This window comes from Sphingobacterium sp. SGR-19 (assembly GCF_011043555.1).
Lineage (GTDB): Bacteria > Bacteroidota > Bacteroidia > Sphingobacteriales > Sphingobacteriaceae > Sphingobacterium.
Window position 1 is genome coordinate 28,172 of sequence record NZ_JAAKGS010000006.1, and the last position, 12,296, is coordinate 40,467.

The window sequence follows — 12,296 nt, forward strand, 5'->3', positions numbered from 1 at the left end:
TTAGAAATCAAGGGAAACCCCCATTAACACGGTTGTCGTAATCGGGTAATCACTAACCCCCATCTCCGGATCCCAGCCCGAAGGATATCTATTCCAGGTAAACAAATCACTTGCACTTGCGTAAACCTGCAAGTTGTGTACCTTGAATCGCTCTGTAACAGCCTTAGGTACGGTATAACCTAGTGTAATATTTTTCAAACGGAAATAACGTCCGTTGAATAACCAATAATCCGACATCGCCATATTCGCTTCCACATTAGCGCGTGTCAAGCGAGGATAGGCCGCTGCTGCATTCTCTTCTGTTGTGTTAAACGGACTCCAATAATTCCCATCAATAATCGCTGGAATATTACCAAAATTTGCCCGCAACGGCTCAACCATCTGCCGTTCCAAGCGCACGCTTTGTTTGCCAATTCCTTGAAAAGTCATCGCGAGATTAAAGTTCTTATACCCAGCATGCAGTCTTCCCCCATATTGGTAACGAGGCAATGAATTCCCCAGAGGCACCCGATCATATTCCGCCGATATAATACCATCCGGCACCCCTTCTGGACCTGAAATATCCAAGTATTTGATATCCCCCACTTTTATTTGATTATTCAATTTAGGCGAGTTCGCTACCTCTTCTTCCGTCAGGAAAAGTCCGTCACTTTTATAACCATACCATTCATTAAAGTAAACCCCGGCCTCTTTCAGTTTATTTCCACTGATGACCCGCGTATCTTTCATATCATCCAGTTTCGATAAGAAGTCGGATAAATTAGCCGTCACGCCATAGCTCCAATCCCCCTTTTGGTCGCGCCAGCCGAGTTCCAAATCAAAGCCTTTTGTGGACATTTCGCCAGCATTCATCTCTGAAATACCTTGCCCCACAGAAGCCGGAATATCGATATTCAGCAACATACCCTGTGTTTGCTTCCAGTAGTAATCTGCCGTAACGGTCAACCGGTTATCCAAAAATGCTGCATCAAGACCAATATCAGTCGATTGCGATTTCTCCCAAGAGATATCCGACACCGCCAAGGTACGTTGTGCCGCTGTGGTATTGGCTACAGTCGCTCCGTTTTCATAAAATAGAGCGTTGCCAAATGCCAGTAAAGACATATACGGATAGTAGCTACCGATGCGCTCATTACCAAGAGCGCCCCAAGATCCGCGCAATTTCAAAAAAGACAACCAATTGATGTTCGCGTTCTTCAAAAAAGACTCTTCACTAATGACCCAACCTGCAGAAAATGAAGGAAAAGTTCCCCAGCGATGATCCTTATGGAAGCGTGAAGAACCATCCCGGCGCGCATTCACTTGCAAAAGGTATCTATCCCCATAACTATAAATCAGTCGACCGAAGTAAGAATTGTAGGCATACGCTTCGGCGTCACCGCTATTTCCGCGATAGTCTAAAGGGCCAACATTCAGATAAGGATATTGATCCAACACATATTGGTCTCTTGAAGCACCTAAATTTTCCCATTTCTGATAGTAATTTTCATACCCCACCATCGCCGTTAGGTCGTGTTTATCAAATGATTTCATGTAGTTCGCGATCAGCTGCGAAGTGATGTTATAATCATCATTACGTTCTTCGCTCAGACTGGTCGTGCTATAGGGATTCGCATTATCTTCCAGCCAACCACCAAAAGCACTCGGATCGGTTGCCAAGGTATACGAAGCAGCTTTGCGAAACGCCTTACTTTTCGCATAATTGATATAAGGTGAAACAATGGCCGATACCTTAAATCCGTCGAAAGGTTTGATATCAATCACGCCGCGACCGCGAAATTGTGTGCTTCGGGAATCGCGATCACCTCCCAAATGAAGCAGTCCATAGGGATTTCCACCTGACTTTCCTTCGGCGATACGACCATCATCCCAGGTTGCCGCATAGATAGCCGGCATCTGCCGTAGCAAGGATAGTGGCGTGTAGTGCGGTGTATGATTTCGCGCATTCCGCACATTCAAATCCAGCGTCGCACTGATCATATCATTAATGGTAAAATCATTATTTACCCGAAGCATCACACGTCTGAAAAATCGCTTCTCGTAAAGACCGTCTACCGCGTCATATGCCAATGTCGCTTTACTGCGCACTTTATCATTTCCTCCCGATACACCAATAGTATGTGTCTGTCTTGGAGCATAGTCTTCTAAAATCAACCCTCGCCAATTGGTAAGCGGATAATTATTAGGATCTGTTGTATTGTAGTTAATCCAATTTTTCACTTGATCGGCGCTATAGTCCTGATAGAATCCACCAACCTGATTGTCATTATAGCGCAGTTCGTTTGACATTTCAAGATATCGCGTAACACCAACCATCTCCGGCTGCAGGGTAGGAATTTCTGCACCAAACTCGCCCGAATAGGTTAGATTTAGATTCGTTCGGCTACCTCGTTTGGTTGTAATTAAAATAACCCCTGCTGCTGCACGAGAGCCGTAAATAGCCGAAGATGCCGCATCTTTCAATACAGAAACACTTTCCACATCGTTAGGATTCACGTGATCAATATCTCCCGGGATACCATCAATAATCACCAAGGGCGCCGAGTTTCCAATCGTCGTCACCCCGCGAATATGCATGCTGCCCGCCGATGAACCCGGCGCATTATTGCTACGACGAACCATCAAACCTGGTATAGCCCCCTGCAAGGAAGACGATAAGTTCGTCGTTTTACGTTCCGCCAAATCAGCTCCTTTCGCTGTGCTCACCGCTCCAGTTAAGTCCTTCTTACGTACCTCACCGTAACCAACAACAACGACCTCATCCAATGCGGAGGCCTCTTCTACCAATGAAACATCGACCGTAGTCTGCGCAGCAACCCGGATACGCTGAGCCAGATAGCCAATCGCCGTAAAGACCAATTCGTCTGTAGGTTTGACTTTAATGCTGTACCTCCCTTGTTCATCGGTTACGGTAGCTATGTCCGTTCCTGCCACCACAACACTCACCCCTTGAAACGGTCCCTCACTATTCGAAACCGTTCCATGTACCTCCGCCCCCTGTTGTGCAAAAGCCAATATAGAGCAGAGCACACCCAGTAGGGTTACAAGTATTCTGTTTTTTATCATAATGGATTACTAATTAATGTTTATATTGATTAACTTGATTTTTAAATTATTGTACTTCAACATCCTGTAATTTTAACCAGCCCTCACTGGATAATACACCATCGACAGCAAGTTGAATCGCCGGTTGATCTGCTTTCGTCCGATCGACAATAGCCAATCCCCAGCTGTATCCCCCTTTAGGCACGTTAAGCTGCGCCTTATAATCGTACATTACCGAAACGCCTTGACGCCAATCCGATGGTTCACAGTTGTCATCTACAAATACCTGCTTAGCCAAACCATTCTGATCCAATAAGGCAAAAGCCACCTTATATTTATAATTCCATTGCGGAATATTATTCGGGAAGTAACCCCAGCCTTTATTTTGCCAGCGATGTGTGATATGAACCAGTCCCTTATTATTTATCACTTTGGGCAAGGCGATTTCTTCCGGATAGAGCCTGTAGCCGCCCTCAGCAATAAACTGCTTAACCAACGGAAAAGCATATTCAAACCATGAATCCGTATCGCCAGCTCTAAAATCCATCATATTCACATGGGCAGCAGCGGCGATATCAAACTCTCCTTGCCGAACATCCTCTGGATGCCCCTGACGATATCTCTTGCTGGGATCAATCCAATACCGGTGCTGTCCGGCGGTGATCCACCCCCCCTCCATAATAATAGGCCGTTTGTACCTCCATTTCGCGGCAAAGTCTTCCTCCCAATCAGCGTAGTATTCCGTCATTCCAAAGGCATCTTGCCGTAATCCGTAACCTTTTGCAATGGCTTTCTCCAACAATTCTTCACTTTCCGGATTTGGATCTCCCCAGCTCTGCGGATGCCCAATCAAGCGATGGTAATTGATAATTAGCGGAACCTTAGTAAAATACTTCGTGTACACATCGGTCACCCAATCAAAAACCTCTTCCTTCCATCGTTGCACTTGCTCTTCGGCAGCTTCTCCTGCTTCCGCATATACCACATTATGCGCTTCTCCCCACTTTCCTAAACCATATGCATCAATAAACGCGACTGTTTCCGGATCGTTGAAATCTTTCGCGAATGCTTTGATAAACCGCTCATAATATCGTTGAAAAATAGGGTCTTGAGGCAGTGGTGTCAACCGATCCGGATGCTTATCATTTTCCATATAATAGCGAGCGCCGGCACTGAAAACGAACTTTGGCGTATTCATTCCCTGGTCGCGCCCGTCGACTACAATCCGGAAAGCAATTGGAACTCCTCGTTTCATTGCACCTCGAATCAACCGACCTATTTGCGTTGTTGTATCCCGCCAAGTATATACTCCTTCCTTAGGGTTCAACGATGACCAGCTGGTTCTCACATAACAAGCAGAAGCGTAATCAATTACTTTAACAAATTTTTGAAGTTCATCTACATAGTATTCCTTGTCCCAATAGGTAGGTTCTGCCGTACGGCCAGCGTACATTACCCAACCATTCAAAGGGTTCCTGAACACCGACGTCGAATCGTAAGTTAGCGATATGGGTATACGGCCGTCAAAAAGACGCTCCTCTGCCGATTGACCGAAAAGAAAACTGCTGTAAACAATCATTATCAGTGGTAATAGTACTTTCATTGATTCCTCATTTTTTAGATACCGACCCTTAGACTAACCTCCCTTAAATTAGTCTGGTCTGGTGTGGTCTATAATTATAAAACAAACATAAAGCAATAAAAATAAAATACCAAATTTTTTTTCTAAAATATATACATACCTTTCAAAAATTGGGAACGGAGTAATAAAAGTGGTCTCGGTAGGAAGATTTTAACAGAAACTGACGACAATTCCGTCGGCAACCCGGACGGAAGTATTACTACGGCGGACGGAAGTGTCCTGTCGATGGGCAGGAGCGTAACGTCGTCGTCCGGCGACATCGTTTCGTTACCCAAGCCGAAGAAACTTCCGGCCATCTTTTTCACGTCGGCGTATGAATCAACAGATCCCTTGCCCAAGACAAACATCTTGTCGTATGCCGAAATCACTTTGCTGCACAGGAGTTTATTTTCGTTGGGCAAGGCAATTACGTAGAAAGACGGAAGATTGGTTATGGAGGGCAACAGTATCACCTCGGCACACGGAAGTGCGGCTTCCCCGCATGGAGATATGAACAAGATGGTCATCTTCACCGTGTCGGCGTATGCCGAAATCCGTTTCCCGTACAAAAGAACCGCATCCTTGCCCGGCACCTTGTTCAAGTCGTACGCCGTCAAGACGCCGGCGTACGGAAAAACAAAGGGGAAGCACGATCTAACTTGTACCTCCCCTAGCGCCAGTACGGCGCGCAACGTCCTGATTATATCAACGTTTGCCTTTGCGCTTGCTTTCCTCGAAAGCGCGGCCAAGATCCGCTTCGGTAAAGAAATGTCGGGTACCCATAATCCGCGGCGCCAAGATACCGCGGTCTACCCAACGGGTATAGGTACTATCTTTAATGTTCAGCTTATGCATCACTTCTTTTCGGGTTAGCAGCATATTCATTTCGTCCGGTTTCGGAGCAGCCGTACAGTTTTGCGGTAACTCCACATCAATATATATAAATGGGAGCCCGCGCAGACGGTTTCCGTCCAGCAGGTTCTCCCTGTTATGTTACGCTAAACCAGTACCATTCCCGGCAACACGATTTCACAATTTCCAGCCTCTCTCATGATGCTTATTGCCATCACACTCATCTGCGCCAATGAATATGCCCTTCCTTTGGATGCCCGCTTTAGAATCCGCTGTACGTCAGCGGGGTGTTAGTTAATTTTCTTTCTTTCATTTTTTCTTTTTTTGGATCCCGATGTCACCCCGGTCAATTCCAACATTGGCCGACCATTCGCTAAAAGTCTTTCTGATTTACCATTGGTGGATGTCACCCCTGTCACTTGACGCGTATTAAAATGTCTTTTTCATTTGTAAAACATCTACACTACCAAATCATGAAGAAAAGCCTACACATCAACTTCCGCGCCCACTTTGGGCAACCCATCGCGGATGACAAACCGAATAGACCAAAGCCCTGGCTCCATATCCGATATGCAGACACACAGTACTATGCCAAAGAAGAAAATTGGGCCATCGCCCAAGAGTTTGATGGTAAACATGGTTATCTCTTTAGTTATGATCTACACCTCGAAGAGACTGTCACTATTCCGGTACAGGTCGATATGGGTGATTTGTATGTGCTGTATGTTGTCGAGGGAGACAACGATATTTTGGTCCAAGATGTCGCGGACGATCTTGTCTGCACCCTCGCCCCTGGTCGTGCCCGGTATTTGTATGTTCCTCCGGGCGATTATCGAGTCGAACTTTCTGCCGGAGGATATCAAGTATTCGGATTTTACTTTGATGGCGGTATCTTTCGCGATGGGAATGACCGCAGCTTCCGCTTTTTACATGAGGCGATTGCCGCTTACCGAAATAAAGCTACCCATTTGGTTTATAGCATCGACTTTCTCGTCGGGCCCAAAACCCTACTGCATATCGACCACCTTTGTAACAATCTCCGAAAAGGTGATCTGGATAACGAAGCCTTTGTACTAACCGAACTAACACGATTGATGCAGCTATCGAAAGAGAAGGTGTTTACGGAGTATGAGCAGACCTCCGACCCTGAACTCTTAATCCAGCGATATCGACAGTTACTTGCCAAAGACATTGCATATGAAGGCAATAAAGCCCAGATCAAACTGATCGCTACGCAGCTCGATATACGATACGAATATCTCAATCGCATCCACAAGCAATTTCACGGCAAAAATCTGCGTGATTACCGCAACAGCCTACTTGTTACGCATGTCGAAACATTGCTTGCTGGCCCCTTTTCCCTTTGGGAAGTGGCGATACAATCAGGCTTCCACGGCCCCAGCGAACTGAATCGCTTTTTTAAGAAACATCGTGGCATGACACTAGCCCAGTATCGGCGATCTATTGAAAAAGTATAAAAGTATTTCTATCATCCAGGGCACTTCGCAAGACTCCGCCGACTCGTTATCGCCTATGTCATTTTTGGCATATCACTAATGTCATATTCGGCATAACGCTCGCTTTATTTTCCGCTTTACCTTGAGAATGCATATATCAAAAACAGACTGAATAAGGAAAATTCGGTGGTCAGCACCGTACTAAAAGGTGAATTTGGATATATTCGAATCCCCGGTAATAATGATTTTGCATTTAGGAAAGTGGACAGTATCGCTTCTGATATTGTTACGCATATTAACAAGGTCAATTCCGCAGAGATTAAAGGCTGGATTATTGACCTGAGGTTCAATACAGGTGGAAATATGTACCCAATTCTTTTGGGGTTAAAAGATTTTATTGGCGATGAAGTAGTCTTCGGCGGTTTTCGTAATGCTAAAGATGAACCGTCCGGAAAATGGGAAATTAGAGATTCCAAGATGTTAATTGATGGTATTGAATTGACACAAAAATCCCAGGTAGACAGACCTATTTCCAGTAGTACCCCTTTGGTTATTTTGACAAGTACCTATACAGCGAGTGCAGGTGAAATGACGGCTATCTCACTTATTGGGCGTCCTTATGCCACTATTATTGGTGAACCAACAGCAAATTATACCACGGCCGTTCAAGGTTTTAAAATCAACGAATACGCTGGTATTAATCTATCAACCGATTATGTAGTGGATAGGAATAACAAGGTGTATAAAAGCAACATTGTTCCCGATATAGAAGTAATAGGTGGAGACGATTTGGACAATTTGCTAAGGGATGAAAAAATAAATAAAGCACTTGAGTTTCTTATTCGTCCGCTCACTGGTCTGGTCTGCTCTTTTTTCTTGTAAAAACCGACCAAACCTACTAGTTTTGTACTTATATAAAAGAGTCCATTACTAAAATTGAAAGAATTGTTAGATTCCCAAACACGCAGCCCAAATTTGCAGCAACGGCTAAAGTACATGCAGCTCGTAGATTATATCATGGCACAGATAGCGCAAAACGAATTAGCCATTAACGACCGGCTACCTTCACTCAATCAATTGACCGCAGCTTTACGTATCAGCAAGGAAACAGCGTTGAAAGGTTTACAATATCTTTCCGAAAAAGGCATTATCGAGTCTGAATACCGAAAAGGCTATTACGTAAAACGACTAAAGCTTGAACAGCGTTTCCGCATATGTTTGATACTCGACAAAATGAATGTTCTAAGGGATCGGGTATACCAGGCTTTTTTGGAAACCATAGATGACCAAGCTGAGGTAGATGTTTATTTTCATCACCACAATTTCAAAGTGTTTGAGAAACTTGTTGAAGAGAATCTTAACAGTTACACACATTTTGTGGTTGTGACTTTTTTTAAAGAAGACCCTTCCCACGTATTGAATAGCATACCGCCGCATAAACGTATTGTCATTGACCATAAAGAGAGTAGCCTTAATGGCACGTATAGCTGTATTTATCAGGATCACCAATCGGACATCGTAGATTCCTTGACAACGTTGTTACCACAATTGGAAAAATACAAACGTTTAATACTGGTCGCCCCTTTAGAGGCATTTCATGCCAAAGATTTGATTGAGGGATTTGAGGCATTTTCCAAAGAGCATAAGAAAAATCACGAGATCATTCATCAGGTCGAATCTGATTCTTTTAAGAAGGGAGATGCTTATATTACCTTTAGCCGATATGATCAGGATGATGTGGACATTATCAAGCTCTGCCGGGAAAAGAACTGGAAGCTCGGCCAAGACATTGGATTGATTTCGTATAACGACACGGCGGTAAAAGAAGTGCTGGAGGAAGGGATCACGGTTATCAGCACGGATTTCCGTAAAATGGGCGAAGAAGCCGCAAACGCCATTTTAAACGAAACATCTGTGACTTTACGTGATCCGGCCAAGGTTATTATCAGGAAGTCTTTGTAAACTTCAAGCATTGCACCATCCCTCTCTTAACACCTAAGGTCGCATCGCGAATGTTTTACAACTGTACAAAATTATTCTTAGTACAATCCCTAATGTAAAACATTGGAAGCGACGAGCTTTTATGGATAAGTGTTTATTTTGGTATCCATGAGCTCACCTCGTTCGGTTTGTTTCTTTTTCGCGGAGAAAAAGAAAAATTAGAACCCGATGGGTTTCAAATTAAGCCCGGCCCTTTCATCTAAGCCGAACATCAGATTCATATTCTGGACAGCTTGGCCTGATGCACCCTTCAACAAATTGTCTGTCGCATTTAAAATCAGCAGTTGGTTACCGTGTTTTTCCAGATGCATGATGCTCTTGTTGGTATTCACGGCCTGTTTCAAATCAATATTCGCCTTGCTCACCCACGTAAACGGATGGTTTCCATAATATTCCTCATAAAGGGTATAAGCCTCTTCTTCGGTCAATTCCGAAGTCACGTATATAGCTGAAAAAATTCCTCTTGGAAAGGCTCCACGTTGGGGGATCATATTGATCCGTTGCATAGCTCGTTTGAGTAAGGATTGATCAGATTTCGGGAGAAAATTCGGTTGGAGCTGGCTCAACGATTCGGACACTTCTTGCAGATGTTGATGTTCGAACGATTTATAAGCAGAAAGATTCCCGCTGCGCCAAGAGAAATGTGAGGTAGACGAAGGCTTTTGCCCAGCGCCCGTAGATCCTGTTGTAGCATTGATATGAATCTGCTCCGGTAACAAGCCTTTAGCCGCTAAAGGAAGCAATGCCAATTGTAGATTAGTAGCAAAACATCCCGGGTTGGCAATATATTGTGCCGATTTTATCGCTTCCCTGTTGAGTTCGGGCAGACCGTATACAAAATGTCTTTCTTGATAGGCTGTATTCGCTTTCAGACGATAGTCTTGTGACAGGTCGATGATTTTTACAGAAGGATCTACTGGATTAGCTTCCAAAAATTTCCGTGCATCGCCATGTCCTACACAAAGAAAGAGTACATCGATATCCGAGTGAAAATCGGCAGAAAATTCCAACTCGGTATCGCCAAATAAATCGTTGTGGACGGCATAAACTTTATTTCCGGCATTGGAAGCCGAATTAGCAAAAACAATCTCCACATCGGGATGATAAATCAAAACACGAAGCAATTCGCCTCCTGTATATCCCGCTGAACCGACTATACCTACTCTTATCATTCCGCTCCCCCACTATTAACTTTGTGCCAGATGATGGTTTGGTTGCCGAATATTTTAGCAAAACCTTTTACATCATCGCCCGTATATCCTTCGTTCATTTCACCATAACTACCAAATTTCGTGGACATCAAGTCGTGCTCGGACTCGATACCTACAACGATAAACCGATAGGGATGTAATTCGACAATAACCCGCCCGGTCACCGTTTCTTGTGAAGAACGCAGGAAGGCCTCCATATCCCGCATAACCGGGTCATGCATTTGTCCTTCGTGCATATAGTTACCATAGAACCCCGAGATCTGGTCTTTCCAGGACAACTGCCACTTAGTGAGCGTATGCTTTTCCAGTGTATGGTGGGCTTTGATAAGAATAAGCGGCCCGGCTGCCTCAAAACCAACGCGTCCTTTGATACCGATAATCGTATCTCCTACGTGTATATCGCGCCCGATACCATACGGCTGGGCTAGATCTTGTAGTTGCTGAATAACTTTAACCGCGCCGATCGGCTCGCCATTCAGCGCAACAGGCTCTCCTTTAATGAAGTCTATCGTCACAGTCTGTGGTTCGGATGACGTCACCGGCGTAGGCCACGCCGCTTCCGGAAGATATTTATTCGAGGTCAAGGTTTCTGCTCCGCCAACGGAGGTACCCCATAACCCTTTGTTGATGGAGTACTTCGCTTTTTCCGCATTAATCTCTACGCCATGCTTAGCTAAATAAGCTATTTCTTCCTCCCGGGATAATTTGAGATCCCGAATCGGTGTGATAATCTCTACACCAGGGATTAGGGTATTAAAGATCATGTCAAAACGAACCTGATCATTCCCTGCTCCCGTAGAACCGTGTGCTACACAACCTGCACCGATTTTTTTTGCATAATTGGCAATTGCGGTCGCTTGACAAACACGTTCCGCCGATACCGAAAGTGGATAGGTAGCATTTTTTAATACATTCCCAAAAATGAGATATTTTATAGTATCACGATAGTAGTTTGCTGTCTCATCGATCGCGCTATGGGATTTTACGCCCAAGGCGTAAGCACGCTCTTCTATAGCTTTCAATTCGTCATCCGAGAACCCTCCAGTGTTGACGACTACGGAATGTACTTCCAGTCCTAAATCTTTTGTTAAATAGATACAACAAAAGGACGTATCTAAACCACCACTAAACGCTAATACTACTTTTTTCATTAGATTAAATTGTTTTTATTCAATACTCATCACGCAATGAGGTCAAACCTAAATAAATACATTTTTATATGCAATTATAATTGCGCACAATATAAAAAGAATTTATTTCGCTCTCCTCAGCCATCCTGCACTAATTTATAGAGGAAATATAGTCATTATATATTTTTTGCGAGACCCGTACCCACAGGAAACACCGCAGCAACAATCTTCTTGGACGATTTCCACAATTTTGCCTCAATACGTTTCAAAAGTGATTGTTTCTTCACAATACGATCTAAACGTTCTTTCGCTTCAGCACGACGTTGAATTTTCTCCTTGAGTTCGCGTTCCTTTTCAATGGGGTCCCAAAGCATTGCTGTACACATGCAATTCTTACGTTCCTTGCTCACCAAAATATCAAAGTTCACACAGGACTGGCAACCTTTCCAAAATTCTTCGTCTTGGGTCAGTTCACCATAGGTTACCGGTTCATAGCCAAGGTCTGAATTTATTTTCATAACAGCCAAACCCGTAGTTAACCCAAAAATTTTCGCTTTGGGATATTTTTCACGTGAAAGATCAAAAACACGCTTTTTGATCGCTTTGGCCAACCCTACTTTTCTAAACTCCGGGCTTACAATCAAGCCGGAATTGGCTACATAGTCGCCATGGCTCCAGGTTTCAATATAACAAAACCCCGCCCATCTTCCATCCTTGTGTAGAGCAATAACCGCCTTACCCTCTTCCATTTTTCGGGCAATATACTCGGGTTTACGACGAGCAATACCCGTCCCGCGCGCTTTTGCGGACTCAAACATTTCGTCGCAAATCGCTTCTGCATATGCTATATGTGCAGAGGTGGCTGGAATAAGGGAAAAATCTGAAAGTGTCATCGAAGATGTCGACCTAAATAATTACACGTAATGTGCTCCAATAAATTCTGTTAATTAACTGTTGAAGAATCACCGAGCCGCGTGAT

General features: G+C 44.2%; 10 protein-coding genes. 3 read left to right on the plus strand and 7 right to left on the minus strand.

Going from position 1 to position 12,296, the window contains the following annotated elements:
* The 4 genes from G5B43_RS12155 to G5B43_RS12170 form a co-directional block, all read right to left on the minus strand.
* On the minus strand, positions 1-3,066 hold the full coding sequence (locus G5B43_RS12155) for a SusC/RagA family TonB-linked outer membrane protein (protein WP_165295026.1): 3,066 nt from the start codon (positions 3,064-3,066) through the stop codon (positions 1-3).
* Positions 3,067-3,112: 46 nt separating this feature from the next.
* Entirely contained in the window at positions 3,113-4,648 is a 1,536-nt protein-coding gene (locus G5B43_RS12160) for a DUF4832 domain-containing protein (protein ID WP_165295027.1), read from the minus strand.
* A 122-nt stretch (positions 4,649-4,770) separates the two neighbouring features.
* The gene (locus G5B43_RS12165; protein WP_165295028.1) at positions 4,771-5,283 is read right to left on the minus strand and encodes a hypothetical protein; all 513 of its coding nucleotides are present in this window, start codon (positions 5,281-5,283) and stop codon (positions 4,771-4,773) included.
* A gap of 88 nt (positions 5,284-5,371) precedes the next feature.
* Positions 5,372-5,596 (minus strand): helix-turn-helix domain-containing protein, encoded by a 225-nt coding sequence (locus G5B43_RS12170; protein ID WP_165295029.1) that lies wholly within the window; start codon positions 5,594-5,596, stop codon positions 5,372-5,374.
* Between the two features lie 395 nt (positions 5,597-5,991).
* Between G5B43_RS12170 and G5B43_RS12175 the strand changes: the two genes are divergently transcribed.
* From G5B43_RS12175 to G5B43_RS12185, 3 genes are all read left to right on the plus strand, one after another.
* The gene (locus tag G5B43_RS12175; RefSeq protein ID WP_165295030.1) at positions 5,992-6,996 is read left to right on the plus strand and encodes an AraC family transcriptional regulator; all 1,005 of its coding nucleotides are present in this window, start codon (positions 5,992-5,994) and stop codon (positions 6,994-6,996) included.
* Between the two features lie 165 nt (positions 6,997-7,161).
* Positions 7,162-7,857, plus strand: coding sequence for a S41 family peptidase (locus G5B43_RS12180; protein ID WP_165295031.1), 696 nt, complete (start codon positions 7,162-7,164; stop codon positions 7,855-7,857).
* 54 nt (positions 7,858-7,911) lie between these two features.
* Positions 7,912-8,937: a substrate-binding domain-containing protein gene (locus tag G5B43_RS12185; RefSeq protein WP_240904856.1), complete on the plus strand. Its 1,026-nt coding sequence runs from the start codon at positions 7,912-7,914 to the stop codon at positions 8,935-8,937.
* Positions 8,938-9,134: 197 nt separating this feature from the next.
* Here G5B43_RS12185 and argC read toward each other — a convergent pair whose 3' ends face one another.
* From argC to G5B43_RS12200, 3 genes are all read right to left on the minus strand, one after another.
* Complete coding sequence (argC, locus tag G5B43_RS12190) at positions 9,135-10,148, minus strand: N-acetyl-gamma-glutamyl-phosphate reductase (protein ID WP_165295032.1); 1,014 nt, start codon at positions 10,146-10,148, stop codon at positions 9,135-9,137.
* Positions 10,145-11,338, minus strand: coding sequence for an argininosuccinate synthase (argG, locus tag G5B43_RS12195; RefSeq protein ID WP_165295033.1), 1,194 nt, complete (start codon positions 11,336-11,338; stop codon positions 10,145-10,147). The genes argC and argG overlap by 4 nt, the downstream gene beginning before the upstream one ends.
* 155 nt (positions 11,339-11,493) lie before the next feature.
* Positions 11,494-12,210 carry a GNAT family N-acetyltransferase gene (locus G5B43_RS12200; protein WP_165295034.1) on the minus strand — a complete coding sequence of 239 codons (717 nt, stop codon included), beginning with the start codon at positions 12,208-12,210 and terminating at the stop codon, positions 11,494-11,496.
* Positions 12,211-12,296 lie beyond the last annotated feature (86 nt).

Coding starts and splice junctions, on each gene's coding strand:
- G5B43_RS12155 (WP_165295026.1), bottom strand. CDS start 3,066: ATGATAAAAAACAGAATACTTGTAACCCTACTGGGTGTGCTCTGCTCT.
- G5B43_RS12160 (WP_165295027.1), bottom strand. CDS start 4,648: ATGAAAGTACTATTACCACTGATAATGATTGTTTACAGCAGTTTTCTT.
- G5B43_RS12175 (WP_165295030.1), top strand. CDS start 5,992: ATGAAGAAAAGCCTACACATCAACTTCCGCGCCCACTTTGGGCAACCC.
- argC (WP_165295032.1), bottom strand. CDS start 10,148: ATGATAAGAGTAGGTATAGTCGGTTCAGCGGGATATACAGGAGGCGAA.
- argG (WP_165295033.1), bottom strand. CDS start 11,338: ATGAAAAAAGTAGTATTAGCGTTTAGTGGTGGTTTAGATACGTCCTTT.
- G5B43_RS12200 (WP_165295034.1), bottom strand. CDS start 12,210: ATGACACTTTCAGATTTTTCCCTTATTCCAGCCACCTCTGCACATATA.